Genomic DNA, 22,157 nt, shown 5'->3' on the forward strand with positions numbered 1-22,157 from the left:
GCTAGAGTCGTGAAACAACAGCGCTCGCGGGTATTCATGTCGTCGACGGTCTTCAAAAATGCACCCATCTGGTTGTTCGACCTCGACAACACCTTGCACGACGCCTCGGGCGCGGTGTTCTGGCGGCTGAACAGCTCGATGACCGATTACATCGAGGAACACCTGGGCCTGCCCCGCGAAGAAGCCAACCAGTTGCGCCTGCGTTACTGGCGGCGCCATGGCGCGACCTTGCTGGGCCTGGAAAGGCACCACGGCATCCGTGCCGCGCACTTCCTGGCCCAGACCCACCAACTGCCGGGCCTGGAACGCGATCTGCGCATGCCGCCCAGCGATCGCGCGGCGCTCAGGCGCCTGCCAGGCCGCAAGTTCATCCTGACCAACGCCCCGGCCGATTACGCCAAGCGCGTGGTCACCGCTCTGGATCTGGCCACCTGCTTCGAAGGCATCATTTCCATCGAAGGCATGCGGGTGTTCGGCGACCTGCGCCCCAAGCCCGACGCCCGAATGCTGCGGGTGGTGCTGGCCCGCCACCGTTTGCCAGCCCACCGCTGTGTGTTGATCGAAGACACCCTGGCGAACCTCAAGACCGCCCGCGCGGCGCACCTGCGCACGGTGTGGATGCAGCGCTACCTCAAGCGCAACCCTCACGGACCCGAAGCAGGTGCCCACTTGCACCGCCGCCCCGCGTGGGTGTGTGCCAGAATCCGTCGGCTGCGTGCGCTTCACGCGGTTTTCACCTCCAGCCCGTGACGCTGCAAAAGATGCGATGAACGACGACCTCATCCCCGCTGCCGAGCCTGCGCCCCGCAAACGTCCCAAGCCGGGCGAGCGCCGCGTTCAGATCCTGGAGGCCCTGGCGACGATGCTGGAGCAACCCGGCGCCGACCGCATCACCACGGCGGCCCTGGCGGCTCGCCTGGAGGTCAGCGAGGCAGCCTTGTACCGCCACTTCGCCAGCAAGGCGCAGATGTTCGAGGGGCTGATCGATTTCATCGAACAGAGCCTTTTCACGCTGGCCAACCAGATCATGGAGCGCGAGGCCGACCCGGGCGTGCAGATCGCGCGCATCCTTGGGCTGGTGCTGCAGTTCGCCGAGAAGAACCCCGGCATGGCCCGCGTGATGGTGGGCGATGCCTTGGTCTTCGAGCACGACCGCCTGGCCGTGCGCATGAACCAGGCCTTCGAACGGCTGGAATCCTTGCTGCGCCAGGGCTACAAGGTGCGTGCCGAGGCGCGCGGTTCCCAGACCCCGACCGTGGACGCGCAAACCGGGGCCTCGCTGGCCACCAGCGTGATCCTGGGCCGCCTGCACCGCTTCACGCGGACTGGCTTCAAGCGCCTGCCCACCGAACACCTCGACGCCACCTTGCGCCAGCTGCTGGCCTGAAGCCTGGCGGCGAATCGTGGCGCTTCCGGTGGCATTTTGTCCACGCCATGCCCCGGATCAAAGCTTTGCCATGACCTTGTCATGACCTCCTGTTGAGATGCGAGCCATGCATTCAACCGGAGGTGTGGTCATGGGTGGTTTCAAGTCTTTCCTGGTTCTGGCATCGGCGATGCTGTCGATGGCGGGTGCCCAAGCGGGCCCTGTCTCCACGACCCCAACGCTGGATGGCCGCTGGTATGCCGTGTTCATGGACACGGCCGAGTCGGGCACCAGCGCCTGGTTCGACATCGAAGGCGACCACGCCGACACCGTCAGCTTCGACTTCACCACCACGCAGGCCGTGTGGCTGACCGTGGTGGATGCCGGCTTCACCGGCGACACCTTCCAGGTCCTCGATGGCAACGTGGTGCTCGGCACCACCTCGGTGCCCGGTGCGGCCAACTACCCCGGCCTGACCTTCGACTTCGACGAGGCCTGGGCCGATGGCAATTTCAGCCGCGGCACTTACCTGCTGCAGGCAGGCACGCACCACATCACTGGCTGGCTGGCGCAATCGGCGCTGGACGATGGCGGGGTGCCCATCAATGCCACGTTCGCGGGTCTGAAGCTGGAAGTGGCCGCGGTGCCCGAGCCCTCGTCCTGGCTGCTGGCCTTGTCGGGCCTGGCCTTCGTGGCGTCCTTGGCGCGCCGTCGTTTCAACGCCTGACTGGCAGGTCCAGAGGAGTCCACCATGAACACCCCCATCCGCTTGCTGGGCGCCAGCCTGGCCCTGGCTTTCGCCGGCTGCGCGACCGCTGTCACGCCTGCCGCCAAGCCGCCCTTCCAGGTCAAGCTCATCGGCTTCAACGACTACCACGGCAACCTGCAGTCGCCCGGTACCTTCGGGCTCAACACCGCCACGCTCAGCGCCAACCGGCCCGCGGTGGGCGGTGCCGACTACCTGGCCGCCTATGTGGGCAAGCTCAAGGCGCAGAACCCCTTGAACGCCGTGGTGGGGGCGGGCGACTTCATCGGGGCATCGCCCCTGGTGTCGGCCTTGTTCTTCGACGAGCCGGCCATTGAAACGCTCAACAAGATCGGCGTGGAGTTCAATGCCGTGGGCAACCACGAGTTCGACAAGGGCGCCGTGGAACTCAAGCGCTTGCAGAACGGCGGCTGCAAGCTGACCCATGGCGTGGTCGATCCCAACAGCTGCAAGGGCCTGGGCTCCGGCGTGGCGGGCCAGTTCGATGGCGCCAGGTTCAAGTGGCTGTCGGCCAATGTGCTTGAAACCGCGACCGGCAAAACGCTGCTGCCGGCGTATGGCGTCAAGACCTTCAATGGCGTGAAAGTGGCTTTCATCGGCATGACCCTGAAAGCCACGCCCACGATCGTGACGCCCAGTGGCGTGGCCGGCCTGGAGTTCAAGGACGAGGCCGAGACCGTGAACGCCCTGGTGCCTCGCTTGCGTGCGCAAGGCATCGAATCCATCGTGGTGCTGGTGCACCAGGGTGGTTTTCAGGGCGCGGGCCTGGGCGACATCAATGGCTGTGATGGCGACCTGGTGGGCTCCGACCTCGCCAAGGTGGTCGGTCGGCTCGACAACGCGGTGGACCTGGTGGTGAGCGGCCACACGCACGCGGCCTACAACTGCTCGTCCGGCACCGTGAACGTGGCGGTCCAACTCAACGAAGCCGGCCAGCCCTTGAAGGACGCGCAAGGCAACACCCTGACCACCCGCACGCCACGCACGGCCGGCCTGCCCAACGTCGTCGGCCGCCTGGTGCCCGTGACCAGCGCCAGCGCTTTCGGCCGGGTGCTGAGCGACATCGACCTGACCATCGATCCCAACACCCGTGATGTCACGGCGGTGAAAGCCACCAATCGACTGGTGGACCGCACGGATGCGACCGTGGCGCCCGATGCCGTGGTGGCCGGCATCGTCAATGGCTACAACGCACTGGTGTCGCCGATCGCCGGGCAGGTCATCGGCTCGATCACGGCGGCCATGGCCAACACCTCCGATGCCGCGGGCAACATGCCGGCCGGTGAGCTGATCGCCGACTCGCAACTGCTGGCCACGCAAGCGCCGGGCTTTGGCGAAGCGGTCATCGCCTTCATGAACCCGGGTGGCGTGCGCGCGCCGGGCTTCACCTACGCGTCGGGCGCGGCCGGCGAGGGCGATGGCAACGTCACTTATGGCGAGGCTTTCACTGTCCAGCCCTTCGGCAACAGCCTGGTCACCCTGACCCTGACCGCGCAGGACCTCAAGAACGCCCTGGAGCAACAGTTCGTCGGCTGCCGTGGCCAGTCCACCCAACGCATCCTGATTCCTTCGGCAGGCTTGAAGTACAGCTGGAACGCTTCGGCCCCTTGCGATGCACGCATCAGCAATCTGCGCTTGGTGGACACGGCCACGGGTGTGGTCATCGACCAGATCGTGACGGCCGCTGGCGTGCTGACCGATCCGCTCAAGACCTACCGCGTGACGATCAACAACTTCCTGTCGACCGGTGGCGATGGCTTCACGGCCTTCGCCAATGGCAAGGATCTGTTGGGGGGTGCCCAGGACATCGATGCCTTGACCGCCTACCTGGCGCGCTTCAAGTTGCCAGCGCAAACCGCCTACGACCCCAGCGCGGCGACCCTGCAGAAGCCCCGCATCACCAAGGTCTCGGCACCTTGAGATGCTGGTGCGCTGCCGGGGTGGCCATCGCCGTGTGGTGCCTGGCCACGGCCCCTGGCTTGGCAGGCGAGGTCCATGACCATGGGCATCAACGGCCCCGCTCCCCCGAGACGGCGGCCTGGGTGACCCAGTCAGAAGCGGCGTTGGCGGGCGGAGACGTGGCGCTGGCCTTGAAGTCCTTCGAGCAGGCGGCGGCGCGGGAGCACGCCACCGACATCGAGCAGGGCATCGTCCGTGCCCACATGCAGGCTGGTGAGTACCGGCGTGCCTTGGCCTTCGCGGCCCACACGGCGGGTGCGCATGGCGATGAGGTGGGTGGCGCGGTGCTTTACGCGTGGCTGTTGAACGCAGGTGGGCAAGGCGCTTTTGCCCGCCAGTTGCTGGAAGGGGTCGAGCGCCGTGTGCCAGGACAAGCCGTGGTGGCGCTGGCCCTGGCACAGTTGCGCGCACCCTGGCCGCGTGCCACTGATGCTTTGCTGCTGGGGCCGACGCGCCTGGCGCCCATGGGTGTGCCAGGGGCCATGCCACCCGGCTTGCACGTGGTAGGGAGCGGGGTGTTGATCGACCAGGGGCGTCGGGCGCTGGTGCCTGCCGACCTGGTGGCGCGCCCCGAGGCGGTGTGGCTGCGCGATGGCCTGGGGCGCGAAGCCCAGGCCGAGGTGGAACGCCGCCTGGACCCCTTGGGCCTGGTCTTGCTGAAACTGGCATCGCCCATGCCGGGTGCGGCCTCTTGGCGCAGGCCGCCCCGCGACGCCTTCGCCGGCAGCCCGGTGTACACACTGGAGCATGCGGTGGCATCGAGCCCCGACCCCGCCTGGCCCTTGCTGCGCCTGGGCTTCCTGGGGGCAGGCCAGGGCCTGGGCATCGACGTGCCGGCCGGGCCCCATGGTGGGCCGGTGGTGGACGCGGCGGGTCGCCTGGTGGGCGTGGCCTTGCCTGGTTCATCAAGCACCGAAGGGGCCGCCCGCGTGCCGGTGTCCGCGCTGGCCGAGGCCCTGGGCGGTTTGTTGGGCCCCGTGGCCGAGTCGCCGCCCAACGCCCGCCTGCCGATGGACGAGCTCTACGAGCTCGCCTTGCCCTTGACTTTGCAGGTCCTCACGCCCAGCAGGCCCAGTCCCGACAGCAGCAAGAGGTAAGCGCTGGGTTCGGGCACCGCGCTCAGGTTGATGTTGTCGACGTTGAAGGAACCTGGGCCGCCGCTTGAGATGTCGAAGGTCAAGGTGTCGATGGCCAGCGAGCCGCCACCACTCAGGGTTTGGAAAGCCGCGCTGGCCGCCTGGCTGCTGGCCACGCTGAACAGCACGGTGCCCCCGCGCGAGCCTCGGATCTCATAACCCACGCCCGAGTTGAAGGCCTGCAGGTCCAGCGAGTTGAAGATGAACAAACCACCGCCCGCGGTGATCTGCAGGTTGCCGAAGGGGGTGTCCGGGCCCAGGTCCGACACGTAGATGCTGGGGAGCGGGTTGCCGAAAACGTGGGCTTCCTTCCATTCACCCAGGGTGGGCGTGACGGTGAAGCCCGCCTCGCTGTAGGCGCTCAGCGGGTCGGCGGTCTCGCCTGTCAGGCCATCGAAGGTGATGATGGCGGCCGAAGCCGTGGTGGACATCAGGGTCAGGGCGATCAGGCCGCTGGTCAAGCCAAGGGACGCCGCGGATCGGGTGGACAGGGTCATGGTGCTTCTCCGGTGGAACTTCAGGATTGAGGGAGTCGTCCGAGGACAGCATGGACAGCGCATTTTTGTCCTTCAAGGGGCGGCGCAACAAGCGCTGGTCGGCTTCAAATTAGGGGGCGCTGGCCCCCAAGCCTCTACACTGGGCACCATGAGCACGCCCGACCTGACCTCCCTGATCAGCCGCGCCGAACACCTGATGGCCCGGCTCGAAAACGTCCTTCCACGCCCCTTGAGCGAGCCCGATTGGGCGGCCTCGGTCGCCTGGCGCTACCGCAAGCGCAGCAGTGGTGTCGCCTCGCTGGAGCCGATTCGCCACATTGGCGGCATCAAGCTGTCCGACTTGCAAGAGGTCGACACGCAAAAGGAGCGCTTCACCCGCAACCTGGCGCAGTTCGTCGCTGGCCGCACGGCCAACAACGTGCTGCTGACCGGCGCGCGCGGCACGGGCAAGTCCTCGCTGGTCAAGGCGGGCCTCAATGAGTTCGCCGACCAAGGCCTGCGCCTGATCGAGGTGGACAAGGCCGACCTGGTGGACCTGGCCGATCTGGTGGACCTGGTCGACGGCCGGCCCGAGCGCTTCATCGTCTTCAGCGACGACCTGTCCTTCGACGAGGGCGAGCCCGGCTACAAGGCGCTCAAGTCGGTGCTCGATGGTTCGGTCTCTGCCGCCGGCGACAACGTGCTGATCGTGGCCACCTCCAACCGCCGGCACTTGCTGCCCGAGTACCACGCCGACAACAAGAGCTATCACCGCAGTGATGATGGCGAACTGCACCCCGGCGAGGTCGTGGAAGAAAAGGTCTCCTTGTCCGAACGCTTCGGGCTGTGGATCAGTTTCTACCCCTTCACCCAGGACGAATACCTGGCCATCGTGGCGCAATGGTTGAGCCACTACCAGGTGTCCGCCGAAGCCATCGCCGCCGCCCGCCCCGAAGCCCTGGTCTGGGCACTGGAACGCGGCTCGCGCTCCGGCCGCGTCGCCTACCAGTTCGCGCGCGACTACTCGGGCCGCGGCCATGGCTGAGCCCAAGTCCTACCATGTGATGGCCGAAACCGACCGCGTCCCGGTCGAGGTGGCGGTGGGCGTGCTGATCGAGCGCGATGCGCAAGGCCGCGAGGCCCGCTTCCTGATGACCTCGCGTCCGGAAGGCAAGGTTTACGCCGGGCACTGGGAATTCCCCGGCGGCAAGGTCGAGCCTGGCGAGACCATCGAAGAGGCGCTGCGCCGCGAGCTGGTCGAAGAGTTGGGCATCACCATCGGCCAGGCTCACCCCTGGCAAATCGAGGTGATGGATTACCCCCATGCCAAGGTGCGCCTGAACTTCTGCAAGGTCTACGACTGGACTGGCAAGCTGGAAATGCGTGAAAGCCAGCAGATGGCCTGGCAGACCCTGCCCGTCGAGGTCGTGCCCGTGTTGCCGGGCACCGTGCCCGTGTTGTTGTGGCTGGCCAGCGAACGGGGTCACGAAGGCGTCACGCACAGCGGATAATGGGGGTCGCCCCATCCACTGGAGGAGACATCCCATGACCTACCACACCTTGGACTACGCGGTCGGCGACGACGGCGTGCTGCTGCTCAAACTCAACCGCCCGGAGCAGCTCAACGCCTTCACGGTGGAAATGGCCAATGAGCTGGTCGATGCTTTCACGCGCGCCAGCAACGACGACGCCGTGCGCGCCGTGGTGGTCACCGGGTCGGGCAAGGCCTTCTGCGCCGGCATGGACCTGACTGTGCCGGGCAATGTGTTCGGCCTGGACGAAACCCAGTGGCCAACCATGGACGACCTGCGCGAGCGTCTGAACGATCCCGCCATCTTCAACGGCGTGCGCGACACCGGTGGCCGCGTCGTGCTGTCCATCTTCGATTGCAAGAAGCCCGTGATCGGTGCCATCAATGGTGCGGCCGTGGGCATCGGCGCCACCATGACCCTGCCCATGGACATCCGCCTGGCCTCCGACAAGGCCCGCATCGGCTTCGTCTTCGGCCGCATCGGCATCGTGCCCGAGGCTTGCTCCAGCTGGTTCCTGCCCCGCGTGGTCGGCATCTCGCAAGCCTTGGAATGGACCTACATGGCCGACGTGTTCGACGCGCAGGAAGCCTTGCGCGGCCGCCTGGTCAAGGCCGTGGTGCCCCACGATCAATTGCTCGATGAAGCGCTGAAGATCGCGCGCCGCATTGCCAGCGAACGCTCGGCCGTGGGCATCGCCCTGACGCGCCAGATGATGTACCGCAACTCGGCCCAACCGCACCCGCTGGCCGCGCACCAGGTCGATTCGCTGGCCATGTTCTACACCAGCATCGGCGATGGCAAGGAAGGCGTGAAGGCCTTCCTGGAGAAGCGCCCGGCCCAGTTCGAGGGCAAAGCGTCCGAGATGCCCTCCTTCTATCCCTGGTGGGAATGAGCCCTTGACTGACTTCGCGCTGCCCCACGACTTCGACCTCGGGGAATACTTTGACGGCCGCACCTTGGCGCGCGCCGTGGACCTCAAACCCGAGCAAGCCGTTCAATCGATGCAGGTGATCGGGCCGGTCCTGTCGACGCGCCTGCATGGCAGTGGCGCGCAGGCCTACGCGCAACGCACCGAGCTGGTCAACGACCGGCGGCTGGGCTTGCGCGTGGTCGGGCATTGCACCTGCCCGGTCGGCCTGAATTGCAAGCACGTGGCCGCGGCCCTGATGGCTTTCGAAGCGCAGCAGGTCCGCAAGCAGCGGGGCGGTGGTGCCTCCGACGAGGCCTTCGTGCAGGCCGCGCCGGCCCCGGTCAAGGCGGTGGCGCCCGCGCCCGAGTTGCCCACGGTCAACCTGGGCGCCTTGCCCTTGATCCCGGTGCTCAAGCTGAGCACCTGTGTCGACGTGGTGTCCGAAGCCATGCTGCACCACCGCTATGGCTCGCAGTCGTCCATCAACACCAAGATCCGGCAGGCCTCGGCGCAGCTGATCTTCCGCTACCAGCCCGAAGGCGCCGAGCCCGTGGACTTTCATTTCCCGGCCGTCCACGGCGCGCAAGGCTTCACTGAACGCGAAGACCCCGGGCAACCCGGCCAGCGCCAAACGGTGCGTTTCGAACGGCAGAGCAAGCTGGAGGCCACGGCCCTGCTGGACCTGTGCAACACGCTCGAGTTCCGCTCCTGGAGCCTGTCGGCGGGGTTGGCCATCAACCGCCTGACCCGCCTGAACGCGGGCGGTGCGGGCTCGAACCTCGAAGGCGATCCGCTCATCCTGGTGCCGCAACGCCGCGAGCAGTGGCCCAACATCCTGACCATGCAGTTGCCGCTGCTCAAAAGCCGTGGCTGGGTCGTCGAGGTCAAGCACGACTTCCCTTACGAACTGCACACCGCCGATGAGTGGACGGTCGACGTCGACGAAGAAGCCGGTGGCGACTGGTTCAAGGTGGGCCTGAAAGTCACGGTGGAAGGCCAGCGCGTGGACCTGCTGCCCTTGCTGGTGGGCCTGGTGCAGACCGGCTGGCTGAAACTGAACGCCGATGTGCGCGATGGCCAGCAGCGCGGCGAGGTGCTGGTGCCCTGGCCCGACGACTCACCCGCCATGCCGGGGACCTTGCCGCGCCAGCGCCTGCTGCGCATTCCCGTGCAACGCGTGGCGCCCTTGATGGAATGGATGCGTTCGGTCTTTGCATCGCACGGCCGGGATGGCGGGCCCTTGCGCTTGTCTCGTTTCGACCTGGGCACGCTGGAAGCCGTCACCGCGCAGTCCACCGTGGTGGCACCGCCGAGCTTCACCGATCTGATCGAACAAGTGCGCCTGCTCGGCAGTGGCCGCAGCCTGCCCGCCGTGCAGCCTTCGCCCAATGTGCAGGCCACCTTGCGCCACTACCAGCTCGATGGCCTGGCCTGGATGGATTTCCTGCGACGCGCCCGGCTGGGCGGCGTGCTGGCCGACGACATGGGCCTGGGCAAGACCCTGCAGACCCTGACCTTGCTGCAAGGCGAACTGGACGCGGGGCGCCTGGACCGGCCCAGCCTGGTCGTGGTGCCCACCAGCCTGATCACCAACTGGCAGACCGAGGCGCAGCGCTTCACGCCCGGCCTGAAGCTGGTGGTGCTGCATGGCCCGCAGCGCATGCAGCATTTCAAGCGCATCGAACACGCCCACCTGGTCATCACCAGCTACCCGCTGGCGGTGCGCGACATCGACACGCTGGCCTCGCACGAATGGCATTACCTGCTGCTCGATGAAGCCCAGCGCATCAAGAACAGCCGCAGCCAGGCCACGCTGTCGCTCAAGGGCCTGCGCGCGCGCCACCGCCTGTGCCTGAGCGGCACGCCACTCGAGAATCACCTGGGCGAGTTGTGGAGCCTGATGGACTTCGTCTGTCCCGGCCTGCTGGGCAGCGAGGCACAGTTCCGCGAGCATTACCGCAACCCCATCGAAAAACGCAAGGACACCCTGCAGGCCGAACACCTGGCCCGCCGGGTGCGCCCCTTCATCCTGCGCCGCACCAAGCTGCAGGTGGCACGCGAACTGCCCGAGAAGACCGAGACCCACCTGCGCGTGGACCTGACGGGCACGCAGCGCGACCTGTACGAAACCGTGCGCGCCACCATGGACAAGAAGCTGCGCGAAGCCATCGAGAAGCAAGGCCTGGCGCGCAGCCAGATCATGGTGCTCGATGCCTTGCTCAAGCTGCGCCAGGTCTGCTGCGATCCACGCTTGCTGAAGATGGGGCCGGATGGCGCACCCGCCGTCGGCAAGGCCGCGCCTTCGGCCAAGATGGCGCTGCTGCTCGACCTCTTGCCCACCTTGGTGGAAGACGGGCGGCGCATCCTCTTGTTCTCGCAGTTCACCGAGATGCTGGCGCTCATCGAGCCCGAGCTGGTGCGCTTGAAGATCGACTACCTCAAGCTCACGGGTGAGACGCACGACCGCGCCGGCCTCGTGGACAAGTTCCAGGGCGGCAAGGTGCCTTTGTTCCTGATCAGCCTGAAGGCCGGTGGCACGGGCTTGAACCTGACCGCGGCCGACACCGTGATCCTGTACGACCCCTGGTGGAACCCGGCGGTCGAACAACAAGCCATCGACCGCGCTTACCGCATCGGGCAGGACAAGCCCGTGTTCGTCTACAAGCTGCTGGCCAACGGCACGGTGGAGGACAAGATGGTGGAGCTGCAGGCGCGCAAGGCCGGCCTGGCCGACTTGCTGCTGTCGGGCGTGGCCAGCGATGCCGCGCTGAACGCGCAGGACTTCGACGAACTGTTCAAGCCCCTGATCCCTGAAGAGTCGACGCCCTGAATGAAAAAAGCCCGGTGTTCTTTCGAACCACCGGGCTTTTCAATCAAGGGGCGTGGCGGGCTCGTCAGCCCACCAGGCTCAGGCTCACTTCAGCTGATCGCTGATGAGCTTGGTCATCTCGAACATCGAGACTTGAGCCTTCTTGAAGATCACCTTCAGCTTGTCGTCTGCATTGATGTTGCGCTTGTTGGCGGCATCTTGCAGATTGTGCTTCTTGATGTATTCCCAAACCTTCTTCGTCACTTCCGTGCGCGGCAGGGGATCGGCGCCAATGACGGCGGCCAATGCTGGGCTCGGGGTCAGTGCCTTCATGAAGGCGGCATTCGGGGTGCGCTTGACAGCGACCTTCTTGGCTGCAGGTGCAGCCTTCTTTGCCGGGACTTTCGCAGGTGCCGCAGCCTTCTTGGCCGGGACTTTCTTCGCAGTTGCCATGTGAATTCACTCCAATCTAGGGTCAGATCTGATGCCTTGCCTCGGGCACGTGCTGTGTTCGCACGTGTTCCTCAAGGGTATTGCGCTTGCGATGGTAATGCCACTTCCCTCTGAAAAACAGTGTTTATGAATGTTTGTGGCCCCTCAACGTCAATGAAATGTGCATTGAAGCGCCCCATGAAGGCCTTTGTGCGCTGCACGCATTCGCGTTTCGGTGTTCAATCGCGTCTTTGTCGGTGTTTTCAGGAGTACGTTGGATGACGCCTCAAGCCGTTCTGGCCCAACCGTTCACGCTGCCCAATGGCGTGCTGATCAAGAATCGCCTCTTCAAATCGGCGATGTCCGAAGCCCTGGGCAACCGCGATCGCGCGCCCACGCCCGAACTCGTTCGCCTGTACCAAGCCTGGGCCGATGGCGGCGTGGGCTTGTGCGTGACGGGCAACGTGATGATCGATCGGCGTGCCTTGGGTGAGCCTGGCAACGTCGTCATCGAAGACGACCGTGACCTGGCGCAGCTCACGGCCTGGGCGCAAGCGGGCACGCGCAACGGCACGCAATGCTGGGTGCAGCTCAACCACCCGGGCAAGCAAGCACCCAAAGGCTTGAACAAGGAAACGGTCTCGCCATCGGCCGTGCCGTTCAGGCCCGACATGAAAGCTTTCTTCGCCACGCCACGCGAGTTGACCGATGCCGAGGTGCAGGCCCTGGTCGCGCGGTATGGCAAAGCCGCCGGCATCGTCAAGCAGGCGGGCTTCTCGGGCGTTCAGATCCACGGTGCGCATGGCTACCTGGTCAGCCAGTTCTTGTCGCCGCACCACAACCGCCGCACCGATGAATGGGGTGGCACGGCCGAGAAGCGGCGTCGTTTCGTGCTGGCCGTTTACCGGTCCATGCGCGAGAACGTCGGTCCGGATTTCCCGATCGGGATCAAGTTGAACTCGGCCGATTTCCAACGCGGAGGCTTCACCGAAGAAGAGTCCCTGGACACGATCCGCGCATTGGCCGCAGAAGGCATCGACCTGATCGAGGTGTCGGGCGGCACGTATGAAGCGCCAGCCATGACCGGGGTCAAGGCCGATCAAGCCGCGGTGAAAGACAGCACGCGCCAGCGCGAGGCTTACTTCATGGCCTTCGCCGAGAAAGCGCGTCAGGCGGTCAAGACGCCGCTGGTGGTGACGGGTGGGTTCCGCTCATCCCAAGGCATGGCCGAGGCGATCACTTCGGGTGCGGTCGACATGGTGGGGCTGGCACGCGTGCTGGCGGTCGAGCCCGACCTGCCCAAGCGTTTGCTGGCGGGTCAAGAGGCCATCAACGTCATCAAGCCGATCAAGACCGGCATCGGCTTCATCGACAAGATGGGTTTGCTGGAAGTGACTTGGTACACCGGGCAGCTCAAGCGCATCGGCAAGGGCGAAGCCCCCAAGCCGCGTGAATCGGCCCTGTGGGTGTTCGCCAAGTTCATCGCGCACCAGGTGAGCGCTGGGCGCAAGAAACGCTCGCCCACGAAGTTGCGGGCGAGCTGACAAGCCTGTGGATCAGGCTTGGCGGCGGCGTGCCAAAGCGCCGACCGCGGCCAGGCCCAGCAAGGCCATGATGCAGCTTTCGGGTTCGGGCACGGAGGCCGTGATGGTCAACACATCACCGGCGTTCAAGCCGGAGGTGTCGATCACCCAGTTTTGCGCGCTGGGGTTGCCCAGCGGGTTGCCGATGGCCACGTCCAGGTACTCGGGCGAACCGAAGCCGATCACGGCCAGTTGGCCACCCTGGCTGCTCGACAAGGTGTAGGCCGTGTCGAAACTGCGGGTCACGGTGCCCATCGACTGGAAACTGGCCGAGCCCAGGCCGAAGCTGAATTGATTCAGCCCGGCGCCGGTCAGGTTGCGCAGCACGGCGTTGAAGTCCAGGCCGGACAACAGGTCGGCGGCGGTCAGCTGGTAACTCAGCGTGACCGGTGCATTGTCATGGAGGTCCAGGTCGAACGAGATCAGGCCGCTGCCGCTGTAGTCGGTGACGATGCTGGTGCCGCCAGTGCTGCCGATGAAGTTGGCGGCGAAGGCGGGTGCGCTGGCCAGGCCGCACAGGGCCAGGGATGCGATGATGATTTTTTTCATGAAGAAAACTCCTTGGTACATGGGCTGAGGCAGGCTCAGAGCGTGCCGTTGGCCCAGGGGCCGGTGATGGCCACGGTGATGCCGGGGCCTTGCAGGTTGGCGAACAGCACGCGGCCGTCCGGGCTGAACACCGAGCCGCACCATTCGGTGTTGCGCTGGTTGCCCGTGGTGGCACCCGACTTGCCCGCGGCGGCCAGTTGGGCTGCGGTGAAGTTGTAGTTGTTGCTGGCGAATTCGTACGAGCCGCCATTGGGGTGCAAAGCCATCAGGCGCTGCGCCGGCACGGACACCGTGGTGCCACTGCTGGTCAGGCCGGACGAGCTGCCGTCTTCGCAGAACAGCACGCCGCCGCGCGGGCTCACGCACAGGTTGTCGGGCGAGTTGCCCACGCGGATGTCGTTGCTGACGAACACGGCGCGCAGCACCTGGGTGGTCAGGTCGAGGGCCCAGATGCGGCCAGCGCGGTTGGGGTTGGCGGTGACCTGCTTGTCGGTGAAGAACACGACGCCGTTGGTGACCCAGACGCCTTCATTGGCGCCGAAGATGGCGGCGCCCTTGGCGTAGGCCTGGATGTAGGGGCCGCTGGCCGACACGTTGCCCACCACGGATGACAGCGTGGCGCCGTCCAGGTCCGGGTTCTCGATGGTCACCCATTCAACGTCGAACTCCTGGCACAGCGTGGGCATGCGCATGTCGGCGTTGTTGACGTTCTTGACCTTCAGGCCTTGCATCACGCCGCCCGCGTGCAGCGAGTTCAGGCCGCCGCTGGCGTTGTTGGGCAGGAAGCGGTACAGGGTGTTGGCGTTGCCTTGGTCTTCGGTCAGGTACCAGTAGCCGGTGCGGGGATCGAGCGCGCAGGCTTCGTGGGCCATGCGGCCCATGCCGATGATGGGATTGACGTTGGCGGCGGTCAGGCTCGTGTCGGCCGGCACTTCGAAGATGTAGCCGTGCTTCTTGCCGGTGCTGCTGACGGTGTTGCTGCGGATTTCTTCGCAGGTCATCCACGAGCCCCAATTCGACGAGCCACCCGCGCAGTTGCGGTAAGTGCCGCCGAACGAGGCATAGCTCTCGGCCCAGTTGCCATCGCGCCAGATCAGGTTGGTGGTGCCGCCCTGTTGGTAGCCGGTGATGCCGGAAGAGGTGATGCCCGTGTCGTACTTGGCGACCGAGGCGCGGCTGGCACCGATGATGCCCGAGGCCGAGCTGCCATTGCTGCGCTCGTGGTTGCGGACCAGCACCAGTTCGTTGCTGCGGCCCACGCGGCGCGACAACACCACGCCCATGCCGTCGTGCGTGCTGGGCGTGGGCAGGCCATCGGCCATCAGGTCGCCGGTCCAGCCATAGGATTTGTACGAGAAGCCTGGTGGCAACTGGATCAGCGGCAGGCCGGTGGTCAGGTCATTGACCGGAGACAGGGGGCCGTAAGGGCTGTCGAGCAAAACGGAAGACGTGCCCGCCATGCAGCTGGACGTGGAAGCTTCGGCCACGCGGGTGGCCAGTGCGGCGATCGGGCCACCGAATGCGGCGGCGATGGCGGCGGAACCGCCTTTGAGGAGGGTGCGGCGAGACGTCGAGACTTCAGGGGCGTCCATGGGGGTCCTTCAAAGGGTTGTTGAAGGCCCGGAATCTGCCTGCGGCGTGTGACGCTCGCGTGACGGCGCGGCGGTGGCTGGAGACCCGCTCGGGTTCAGGCCATTGACCTCAGGGCGTCAAAACCGTGTGCTAAGGCTGTTGGAACAACACCGCGGGCGTGATGTCGGCCAGCGTGGCGCAGCCAGTCAGGGCCATGGCGATCTCGAACTCATCGCGCAGCAGGCGGATGACGTGGGCCACGCCCAGCGCGCCGGCCGTGGCCAGCGCATGCACATAGGGCCGCCCGATCATGACCGCATCGGCGCCCAGGGCGAGGGCCTTGAGCACATCGGTGCCCCGCCGGATACCGCCATCGACCAGCAAGGGCAGGTCGTGGCCCACCGCTTGCGCGATGCGCGGCAAGGCCCAGGCGGTGGGCACGGCGGTGTCGAGCGTGCGGCCGCCATGGTTGGACACGATCAGGCCTGATACGCCCAAAGCGCGCGCTTGCCGGGCATCGTCTTCGTGAAGGATGCCCTTGAGCAGGATGGGCAGGCGGGTGATGCCTTGCAGCCATTCGATGTCGGACCAGGTGGGGGCCATGGTCAGCAGGTCGTCGAACATGGCGCTTTGGCCAGCCTGCAAGGTCGCGGGAACGCGTGAGCTCAGGCCGGCCAGGTTGACCGCGCCGATGCCTGCGGGCAGTTGGAAGTCGACCCGGCGTTCGCGGTCGCGCGCGCCACTGCAGGGGGCATCGATGGTGAGCACCAGGGCTTCGTAGCCGGCTTGCTCGGCACGTTGCACGAGGGCTTGCGTGAAGCCCTTGTCGTGCTGGAGGTAAAGCTGGAACCACAAGGGGCCGCGGCCCGGGTCGGGCAACACGGCCTGTGCGATGTGTTCAAGCGGCATGCTGGCCTGTGTGCTCAGCACCAGGCCCGCGCCTTGCGCGGCCGCGGCATAGGCGGTGCCCAGTTCGCCATCGGCATGCGCCAGGCGCTGGAAGGCCACGGGGGCCAGCAGGATGGGGTGTTCGAGCATGCGCCCCAAGAGGGTCGAGCGCGTGTGCCCGCCGGTGAGCGAGCGCAGCACGCGTGGGTGCAGCCTCAACGCATCCCAGGCGTCTCGGTTGGCCTGCATGGTGAGTTCATCACCCGCGCCTCCGCCGAAATAGGCCCAGGCATTGGCGTCGAGCCGCGCACGCGCATGGGCGGTGTAGTCGCTCAGGTTGACCGTGCCAGGTGGGATGCTGCCGAGTTCGGGCGTGGTGGCGCTCATGGCGTGTCAGGCGACGTCATCGCCATGAGGGGCTGGTTTGCGGCCCGTGATCATGGCGCGCACCAGGTTCTCGCGGTGGCGAAGGCTGGTGAAGACGACGCCGGCCAGGTGCAGGGCGATGAGGCCGAGGAGGGTCCAGGCCAGGCCCGTGTGGACGAACTCCAGGGGTTCGGAGCCCCAGTAGCGGTCGGTGGTTTGAAGCCAGCCTGTGAAGGCCGTGCCGGCGGTGCAGGCCAGCAAGGCCAGCACCATCCAGCCGCCCAAGGGGTTGTGGCCGATGTGGCGGGGCTCCTGCCGGCGCCACACTTGTCGGCTGTAAGCGAGGACCTCGGAAGGGGGGCGCACGAACTGGGCAAAGCGGGCATATCGGCGACCCACCCAACCCCACAGCAGCCGGCCCGACACCACGGCAGCGGCCACATAGCCTGCGCGTTCATGGGCCCAGCCCAGGCCGAGGTCCATGGTGCTGAGCCAGGTCGTGGCGACGGCCAGCACCAAGGTCCAGTGCAGCAGGCGGACCAGCCGATCCCAGACCTGGATCACTGCAGAATGTTGCCGACCACTTCCAGTGTCTTGGGGTTGAAGTAAGACTCTTTCTTGTTGCCTTGCTTGTCGAAGCCATAGACCTCGTAGCAGCCGTTGTCGACCTTGATCTTGCGGATCTGCCAGCCTTCTTTCTCAAGCTTGCTGACCAGCTCGTCGCGCTTCTTCCATTCGGCGGGCGGTTCGCTGCACTTGAAATCGCCGTGGGCGTGGACCAGGGCTGGGGTGGCCGCCAACAGGGCGAAGGAGAGGATGAGGTGTGCTTTCATGGGAGGCTTCCTGTCAGAGCGCAAGGCCGAACCCGGATCATCAGGAGTCGGCCCACATGCGCAGGAGATTATGGTACAGGCCGGTCAAGCCGACCACGGAGGGGTCTTCGCCATGCTGAGTGCGCAGGCGCAGCAAATCCATGTCCATGTCGAAGAGCAACCGGCGTTGGTCGTCGCGACGCACCATGCTTTCGATCCAGAAGAAGCTGGCGACGCGCTGGCCCCGTGTCACGGGTTCGACGCGGTGCACGCTGCTGGCGGGATACAGCACCAAGTGGCCAGCGGGGAGCTTGACCTTTTGTGCGCCGAAGGTGTCGTTGATGACCAGCTCTCCGCCATCGTACTCGGCCGGTTCGGTCAGGAACAGGGTGCAACTGATGTCGGTGCGAACCCTTTCGCCAGTGGCGGCGGAGTGCATGACGGCGCCGTCGACATGGTCGTCGTAGCGGTTGGTGTCATGGCCGTAGCGGTTGAACTGCGGTGGGAAGGTCTTCCGGGGCAGCGTGGCTGAGAAGAACAAGGCATGGCGGCTCAAGGCCTGCAGGACCAGGTTCTGCGCGGCCTTGGCCTGCTCGCTGCCAGGAACCACTTGCTCGTTGTTCTTGGCATGCACGGCCTGTGTTCCGGCCGTGGCCCGGCCGCCTCGCCATGCCGCTTCGCCCAAGTGTCCGTGCAGGGCACGCAACTCTTCAGGCGTCAGGACATCCGGGATCTGAAGCAGCATGGCGGTGAAAGGTGGGGTTCAAGACCCCACAGTTTAGAACGTGAACTTGAAGCTCAGCTGTGCGTTGCGTGCTGCACCAGGTGTGTAGAAACCGGTGTACAGGCCGTCGGCGTACAACTCGTCGGTCACGTTGTTGACATTCAGGCGCACGCTCATGCGCCAGTCGATGGTGTATTCCACCATCAGGTCGGCCGTGGTGAAGTCCGACGCTTTGACCGCCCGGCTGGTTGCTGGCGTTTGCGAACCACGGTGGTTCAAGCCGGCACCGATGCGCCATTGCGGCGTCAGCTGGTAGGTATTCCACAGGCTGGCGCTGTGCTTGGGGGTCAGGCCTGGACGGTCACCCTGGCGCGGCGCATTGCCGGTGGTGACGTTGCTCTTGTCAATCTTGGCGTCAGGGATCCAGGTATAGGACAGGTAGGCTTCCCAATCCTTGGTGACCTTGCCGGCGATGTCCAGGTCGACGCCAGCGGCATGCCGCTTGCCCGACAGCAATTGCTGCGTGGCTGCGCTGTCCGGATCGGTGTTGCGCTCGTTGTACTTCTCGGAATAGAAGATCGAGGGATTGATCGACAGGCGCTGGTCCAGCAGATTGAACTTGGCGCCGACCTCGAAATTGCGGCTCTTCTCGGGTGGGGTGTTGGCGTCCTTGGCGCTGGGGCCCTGCACGGCGAACTGGTAGGTGTCGCCTGAAACGTTGAAGGACGTGCCGTAAGACGCGTGGAAAGATGCTGCTTCGTTGGGCTGGAACAGGAAGCCCAGGCGTTCGCTCCACAGACTGTCGTCGCGTGCGAAGCTGGCGCCGGCAGCGGTGTGGTACGTGGCGCTGAACTGGTCATTGCGCAGGCCCGTGATCAGCTTGAACTGGGGCGTGAAGGCCAGCGTGTTCTGAGCGTAAAGGCCCAAATTGCGGGCGAAGAAGTGGTTGTAGGGGATGGCGCCGCGCAAATCAGGCGCCACAGCGCCATTGTCGGGCGTGCCCACCGTGGTGGACGCAAATGGCGCCCCGAGGTTGGGGAAGTTGTTCGCGCGTGAGGCGTGGTCCCAGGACAGGTCGGCGCCGGTGATCAGGGTGTCCGTCATGGAGCCGAACTTGAAAGTCTGGTTGTAGTCGCTTTGCAGCAGGGTATTGCGCGTGGCCGCGATCCGGCCTTTGGAGGCATTGCGTTGCAGCACGGTGCTGTCGCTGAGGTTGTCCAGAGTGGTGGCCGGCACTGTGCTGCTGGCGGGAACAAACCGGATCGTGGTGGCCAGCAGGTCGCGCTTGTAGTAGCCCTGGCGCAGCGTGGTCTTGAGTTCGCCACCGTTGCCAAACTTGTGCAGGTGGCTCAAGGTGCCATAGGTGACGTTGCCTTTGTTGTGGTCGCTGTCAAGGCCGTAGAAGTGGTCGGCTTCCAGAACGGGATTGATGCGCCCGTTCACGATGATCCAGGGGTGGTTGTACGTGGGGTTGTTGTCGTACTGCAGGTGGTACAGGCTGGCGGTGAATTCGTCAGCGGTGCCGATGCCCCAGCGGTAGGTGGGCGCGATGCCGCGCTTGGACACGGTGGCGCCGCGGTTGTCGGCATCCTGCGTCATGGCGTTGATGCGCAAGGCGGCCGTGTCGCTGGTCTGGATGTTGAAATCACCGGTGAGACGAACCATCTTGCCAGTGCCCACGGTGGTTTCCACCTCGTGCTGGGTCATCAGGTAGGGTTGCTTGCTGACCTGGTTGACCACGCCACCTGTGGAGCCTCGGCCAAACAACATCGAGGCCGAGCCGCGCAGGACTTCGATGCGGTCGTTGTTGAAAGTGTCGCGTTCGTACAGCGAAGGATCGCGCAGACCGTCGATGTAGATGTCGCCCGACTGGCTCAGCGAGAAGCCGCGCAGGCGGATGTCCTCTTCGCCGGTTTCGCCGGCCAGGAAGGTGACGCCGGCGGTGGTGTGCAGCACGTCCTTGATGTCGGTGAGGCCGCGGTCCTTCATCAGCTTTTCAGTGACGACGGTCACCGATTGAGGAATGTCGCGCAGTTCCTGTTTGCCCTTGCCAATGGTGGTCGTGGTGGCCTGGTAGGTGTTCTTCGCGGGAGGCGTGCGATCAATGGTGCCTTGCACCGTGACTTCAGGCAAAGCTGCGTCGGTTTTCTTGGCAGCGTCGGTGGCGGTTTGGGCGAGGACGCTCGAGCCCATCAGGCTCAGGCCGAAACCGGCGGCGAGCGCACCCAGGGGCAGCGCGGGATTGGTGCGTTGGCGAGACATTACAACTTGCTCCGAAAATGAAAACACGGTCCCAGACGGGAATAACTTCGCAAATGATAACAATTCGCAACATTGTTAAGACTGAGAGGTGCCCCCCTGAAGCAGGGGGCGGGGCATCGTTGTTGTTGTCTTGCAACGGATCTGCGGTCCTTCAGGAGAACGCCAGCCACCCCCTTGCCGGATCCTCGCGTGGCAGTCTTTCGCACACGACGCCCCACACCCGTTCCACCAAAGAGGGTTGCAGCACTTGTTCGCAATCGCCAATGGTGTCGATGCGTCCTTGGTCCATCACCAGCACCTGATCGGCATAGGCCCCGGCCAGGTTGATGTCGTGCAGCACCGCGATGACGCCCACGCCTTGCCGGGTTAGCTCGCGCAGCAGGCGCATCACGGTGTGCTGGTGGGCCAGGTCGAGCGCGGCGGTCGGTTCGTCCAGCAGCAGCCAGCGTTCGGTGGGGTGGTCGGGGTGGGCCCAGACCTGGGCCAGCACGCGGGCCAGGTGCACGCGCGCTTTTTCGCCGCCGGACAGCAGTTCGTAGCGTTGGTGCACCAGCTGCAGTGCACCCGCCATCTGCAGGGCGTCGTCCACCAGGCTGGCTTCGCGCGGATGCGGTTGGTCGCTGTGCGGGTAGCGGCCCATGCGCACGATGTCGCGCACATTGAAGTCAAAGGGCACGGGGTTGTCCTGCGGCAGCAGGGCGCGCACGCGCGCCAGCGCCAGGGTGTCCCAATGTGACAGCGGGTGTCCCAGCAGGCGCACCTGCCGCAGCACGCTGTGCTCCAGCCCGGCCAGGGCGTTCAGCAGGGTGGATTTGCCCGCGCCATTGGGGCCGAGCAGGGCGTGCAGCTTGCCCGCGCCCAGGCTCAATCGGGGGATGTCGAGCAGCGTGCGCTGGGCTTTGTTCAGGCGCAGGTCGAAGGCGGTCAGGCTCATGGTGGCTCCTTATCTCAGTCACACGGTGGCGTGCCGCTGGCGCAGCATCCACAAGAACAAGGGGGCGCCCAGCAGGCCGGTGAGCACGCCCAGGGGCAGCTCGACCGGGGCGACGACGGTGCGCGAAGCGGTGTCGGCCAGGATGACCAGGATGGCGCCCAGCAGGGCCGATCCGGGCAGCACGGCGCGGTGGTCGGCGCCCACCAGCAGGCGCACGCCATGTGGCGCGATCAGGCCGACAAAACCGACCATGCCGATGTGCGCGGTGAGCACGCCGACCACCAGGGCCGACCACCACACGCCATGCCGTTTGAGGCGGTCCACCGGCACGCCCATCAGGCGGGCTTGTGCTTCACCCAGTGCCAGCGCATTGAACTGCGGGGCCAGGCGCCAGGTCAGCCACAAGGCGAGCAGCACGGGGCCAGTGGCCCAGGCCACGCTGTTCCAGCGGGTGCCGCTCAGGCTGCCCAGCAGCCAGAAGGTCAGGGAACGCAGTTGGGCGTCGTTGGCCATGAAGCTGAGCCAGCCCAGGCCGGACGCCGCCAAGGCATTCACGGCGACCCCCATGAGCAGCAGCAAGGGCAGGCGAACCTGGCCCTGGATGCTGGACCAGCGCCACACCAGCGCGGTCACCAGCAGGCCGCCCAGGAAGGCGGTGAGCAAGGGCAGCGATGGGCCCAGGAAGCTCCACCACTCGGGCGGCATGGCGGAGCCCAGCACGATGGCGACGCCCGCGCCGAGCGCGGCGCCGCTGGTCACTCCGATCAGGCTGGGGTCGGCCAGGGGATTGCGGTAGAGGCCCTGCACCACAGCGCCTGTCAGGCCCAGGCCCGCGCCGGACAGCAGCGCCATCAGCAGCCGTGGCGCGCGGATGTGGAAGAAGACCTGGGCATCAGGGTGCGTGGCCCATGGTGCGGGCGAGGTGAGCAGCGTCCACAGGCCGTTCAAGGGGATCGGGTAGGCACCTTGCGTGGCGCCGAAGGCCAGGGCCAGCACCAGGGTGGTGGTGCCGATCAGCGCCAGCATCCGCGCCGAGAGATGGCGAGGCGCTGACACCGGGGACCGCGAGGTCATGGCCGTG

General features: G+C 65.8%; 21 protein-coding genes. 10 read left to right on the forward strand and 11 right to left on the reverse strand.

Annotation, left to right across the window (positions count from 1 at the left end; translation table 11 throughout):
* Positions 1-36: 36 nt before the first annotated feature.
* The 5 genes from ACREB4_RS00835 to ACREB4_RS00855 all read left to right on the forward strand — a co-directional run bounded on the left by ACREB4_RS00835 (position 37) and on the right by ACREB4_RS00855 (position 5,188).
* Entirely contained in the window at positions 37-750 is a 714-nt protein-coding gene (locus ACREB4_RS00835; RefSeq protein ID WP_431586280.1) for a pyrimidine 5'-nucleotidase, read from the forward strand.
* Between the two features lie 16 nt (positions 751-766).
* Entirely contained in the window at positions 767-1,387 is a 621-nt protein-coding gene (slmA, locus tag ACREB4_RS00840; protein WP_431586281.1) for a nucleoid occlusion factor SlmA, read from the forward strand.
* A gap of 106 nt (positions 1,388-1,493) precedes the next feature.
* Positions 1,494-2,093, forward strand: a complete 600-nt coding sequence (locus tag ACREB4_RS00845; RefSeq protein ID WP_431586282.1) for a PEP-CTERM sorting domain-containing protein — start codon at positions 1,494-1,496, stop codon at positions 2,091-2,093.
* A 24-nt stretch (positions 2,094-2,117) separates the two neighbouring features.
* Positions 2,118-4,052: a bifunctional metallophosphatase/5'-nucleotidase gene (locus ACREB4_RS00850; RefSeq protein ID WP_431586283.1), complete on the forward strand. Its 1,935-nt coding sequence runs from the start codon at positions 2,118-2,120 to the stop codon at positions 4,050-4,052.
* Positions 4,053-4,174: 122 nt separating this feature from the next.
* The gene (locus tag ACREB4_RS00855) at positions 4,175-5,188 is read left to right on the forward strand and encodes a hypothetical protein (protein ID WP_431586284.1); all 1,014 of its coding nucleotides are present in this window, start codon (positions 4,175-4,177) and stop codon (positions 5,186-5,188) included.
* Here the strand turns inward: ACREB4_RS00855 and ACREB4_RS00860 are convergent.
* Positions 5,113-5,724, reverse strand: coding sequence for a PEP-CTERM sorting domain-containing protein (locus ACREB4_RS00860; protein WP_431586285.1), 612 nt, complete (start codon positions 5,722-5,724; stop codon positions 5,113-5,115). The genes ACREB4_RS00855 and ACREB4_RS00860 overlap by 76 nt on opposite strands.
* A 148-nt stretch (positions 5,725-5,872) precedes the next feature.
* On the opposite strand from ACREB4_RS00860, the gene ACREB4_RS00865 reads away from it, so the two are divergent.
* From ACREB4_RS00865 to ACREB4_RS00880, 4 genes are read left to right on the forward strand one after another with little or no spacing between them, the layout of a single operon-like run.
* Positions 5,873-6,748 carry an ATP-binding protein gene (locus ACREB4_RS00865; protein WP_431586286.1) on the forward strand — a complete coding sequence of 292 codons (876 nt, stop codon included), beginning with the start codon at positions 5,873-5,875 and terminating at the stop codon, positions 6,746-6,748.
* The gene (locus ACREB4_RS00870) at positions 6,741-7,214 is read left to right on the forward strand and encodes an NUDIX domain-containing protein (RefSeq protein ID WP_431586287.1); all 474 of its coding nucleotides are present in this window, start codon (positions 6,741-6,743) and stop codon (positions 7,212-7,214) included. Before ACREB4_RS00865 ends, ACREB4_RS00870 begins: the two co-directional genes overlap by 8 nt.
* A 34-nt stretch (positions 7,215-7,248) precedes the next feature.
* The gene (locus tag ACREB4_RS00875) at positions 7,249-8,127 is read left to right on the forward strand and encodes a crotonase/enoyl-CoA hydratase family protein (protein ID WP_431586288.1); all 879 of its coding nucleotides are present in this window, start codon (positions 7,249-7,251) and stop codon (positions 8,125-8,127) included.
* Positions 8,128-8,131: 4 nt separating this feature from the next.
* The gene (locus ACREB4_RS00880; RefSeq protein WP_431586289.1) at positions 8,132-10,975 is read left to right on the forward strand and encodes an SNF2-related protein; all 2,844 of its coding nucleotides are present in this window, start codon (positions 8,132-8,134) and stop codon (positions 10,973-10,975) included.
* A gap of 84 nt (positions 10,976-11,059) precedes the next feature.
* On the opposite strand, the gene ACREB4_RS00885 is transcribed toward ACREB4_RS00880, so the two are convergent.
* The gene (locus ACREB4_RS00885; protein WP_431586290.1) at positions 11,060-11,407 is read right to left on the reverse strand and encodes an SWIB/MDM2 domain-containing protein; all 348 of its coding nucleotides are present in this window, start codon (positions 11,405-11,407) and stop codon (positions 11,060-11,062) included.
* A gap of 257 nt (positions 11,408-11,664) precedes the next feature.
* Between ACREB4_RS00885 and ACREB4_RS00890 the strand changes: the two genes are divergently transcribed.
* Complete coding sequence (locus ACREB4_RS00890) at positions 11,665-12,930, forward strand: NADH:flavin oxidoreductase/NADH oxidase family protein (protein ID WP_431586291.1); 1,266 nt, start codon at positions 11,665-11,667, stop codon at positions 12,928-12,930.
* Between the two features lie 12 nt (positions 12,931-12,942).
* On the opposite strand, the gene ACREB4_RS00895 is transcribed toward ACREB4_RS00890, so the two are convergent.
* The 9 genes from ACREB4_RS00895 to ACREB4_RS00935 form a co-directional block, all read right to left on the reverse strand.
* Positions 12,943-13,518, reverse strand: coding sequence for a PEP-CTERM sorting domain-containing protein (locus tag ACREB4_RS00895; RefSeq protein ID WP_431586292.1), 576 nt, complete (start codon positions 13,516-13,518; stop codon positions 12,943-12,945).
* Between the two features lie 35 nt (positions 13,519-13,553).
* A complete protein-coding gene (locus tag ACREB4_RS00900) occupies positions 13,554-15,110 on the reverse strand; it encodes a PhoX family protein (protein WP_431586293.1) in 1,557 nt (518 codons plus the stop codon).
* 130 nt (positions 15,111-15,240) lie between these two features.
* Positions 15,241-16,365: an alpha-hydroxy acid oxidase gene (locus ACREB4_RS00905; RefSeq protein WP_431586294.1), complete on the reverse strand. Its 1,125-nt coding sequence runs from the start codon at positions 16,363-16,365 to the stop codon at positions 15,241-15,243.
* A 6-nt stretch (positions 16,366-16,371) separates the two neighbouring features.
* Positions 16,372-16,908 (reverse strand): cytochrome b/b6 domain-containing protein, encoded by a 537-nt coding sequence (locus ACREB4_RS00910; protein WP_431586295.1) that lies wholly within the window; start codon positions 16,906-16,908, stop codon positions 16,372-16,374.
* The gene (locus ACREB4_RS00915; RefSeq protein ID WP_431586296.1) at positions 16,905-17,177 is read right to left on the reverse strand and encodes a PepSY domain-containing protein; all 273 of its coding nucleotides are present in this window, start codon (positions 17,175-17,177) and stop codon (positions 16,905-16,907) included. The genes ACREB4_RS00910 and ACREB4_RS00915 overlap by 4 nt, the downstream gene beginning before the upstream one ends.
* Positions 17,178-17,217: 40 nt before the next feature.
* Positions 17,218-17,901 (reverse strand): Fe2+-dependent dioxygenase, encoded by a 684-nt coding sequence (locus tag ACREB4_RS00920; RefSeq protein WP_431586297.1) that lies wholly within the window; start codon positions 17,899-17,901, stop codon positions 17,218-17,220.
* Positions 17,902-17,934: 33 nt separating this feature from the next.
* A complete protein-coding gene (locus ACREB4_RS00925; protein WP_431586298.1) occupies positions 17,935-20,142 on the reverse strand; it encodes a TonB-dependent receptor in 2,208 nt (735 codons plus the stop codon).
* Between the two features lie 151 nt (positions 20,143-20,293).
* On the reverse strand, positions 20,294-21,076 hold the full coding sequence (locus tag ACREB4_RS00930; RefSeq protein ID WP_431586299.1) for a heme ABC transporter ATP-binding protein: 783 nt from the start codon (positions 21,074-21,076) through the stop codon (positions 20,294-20,296).
* Between the two features lie 18 nt (positions 21,077-21,094).
* Positions 21,095-22,150 carry a FecCD family ABC transporter permease gene (locus tag ACREB4_RS00935; RefSeq protein ID WP_431586300.1) on the reverse strand — a complete coding sequence of 352 codons (1,056 nt, stop codon included), beginning with the start codon at positions 22,148-22,150 and terminating at the stop codon, positions 21,095-21,097.
* Positions 22,151-22,157: the final 7 nt, after the last annotated feature.

This window comes from Aquabacterium sp. (assembly GCF_050725395.1).
Taxonomy (GTDB): Bacteria; Pseudomonadota; Gammaproteobacteria; order Burkholderiales; family Burkholderiaceae_C; genus Aquabacterium.

Coding starts and splice junctions, on each gene's coding strand:
- slmA (WP_431586281.1), top strand. CDS start 767: ATGAACGACGACCTCATCCCCGCTGCCGAGCCTGCGCCCCGCAAACGT.
- ACREB4_RS00835 (WP_431586280.1), top strand. CDS start 37: ATGTCGTCGACGGTCTTCAAAAATGCACCCATCTGGTTGTTCGACCTC.
- ACREB4_RS00930 (WP_431586299.1), bottom strand. CDS start 21,076: ATGAGCCTGACCGCCTTCGACCTGCGCCTGAACAAAGCCCAGCGCACG.
- ACREB4_RS00870 (WP_431586287.1), top strand. CDS start 6,741: ATGGCTGAGCCCAAGTCCTACCATGTGATGGCCGAAACCGACCGCGTC.
- ACREB4_RS00845 (WP_431586282.1), top strand. CDS start 1,494: ATGCATTCAACCGGAGGTGTGGTCATGGGTGGTTTCAAGTCTTTCCTG.
- ACREB4_RS00900 (WP_431586293.1), bottom strand. CDS start 15,110: ATGGACGCCCCTGAAGTCTCGACGTCTCGCCGCACCCTCCTCAAAGGC.
- ACREB4_RS00865 (WP_431586286.1), top strand. CDS start 5,873: ATGAGCACGCCCGACCTGACCTCCCTGATCAGCCGCGCCGAACACCTG.
- ACREB4_RS00885 (WP_431586290.1), bottom strand. CDS start 11,407: ATGGCAACTGCGAAGAAAGTCCCGGCCAAGAAGGCTGCGGCACCTGCG.
- ACREB4_RS00925 (WP_431586298.1), bottom strand. CDS start 20,142: ATGTCTCGCCAACGCACCAATCCCGCGCTGCCCCTGGGTGCGCTCGCC.
- ACREB4_RS00905 (WP_431586294.1), bottom strand. CDS start 16,365: ATGAGCGCCACCACGCCCGAACTCGGCAGCATCCCACCTGGCACGGTC.
- ACREB4_RS00915 (WP_431586296.1), bottom strand. CDS start 17,177: ATGAAAGCACACCTCATCCTCTCCTTCGCCCTGTTGGCGGCCACCCCA.
- ACREB4_RS00890 (WP_431586291.1), top strand. CDS start 11,665: ATGACGCCTCAAGCCGTTCTGGCCCAACCGTTCACGCTGCCCAATGGC.
- ACREB4_RS00920 (WP_431586297.1), bottom strand. CDS start 17,901: ATGCTGCTTCAGATCCCGGATGTCCTGACGCCTGAAGAGTTGCGTGCC.
- ACREB4_RS00850 (WP_431586283.1), top strand. CDS start 2,118: ATGAACACCCCCATCCGCTTGCTGGGCGCCAGCCTGGCCCTGGCTTTC.
- ACREB4_RS00935 (WP_431586300.1), bottom strand. CDS start 22,150: ATGACCTCGCGGTCCCCGGTGTCAGCGCCTCGCCATCTCTCGGCGCGG.
- ACREB4_RS00895 (WP_431586292.1), bottom strand. CDS start 13,518: ATGAAAAAAATCATCATCGCATCCCTGGCCCTGTGCGGCCTGGCCAGC.
- ACREB4_RS00875 (WP_431586288.1), top strand. CDS start 7,249: ATGACCTACCACACCTTGGACTACGCGGTCGGCGACGACGGCGTGCTG.
- ACREB4_RS00860 (WP_431586285.1), bottom strand. CDS start 5,724: ATGACCCTGTCCACCCGATCCGCGGCGTCCCTTGGCTTGACCAGCGGC.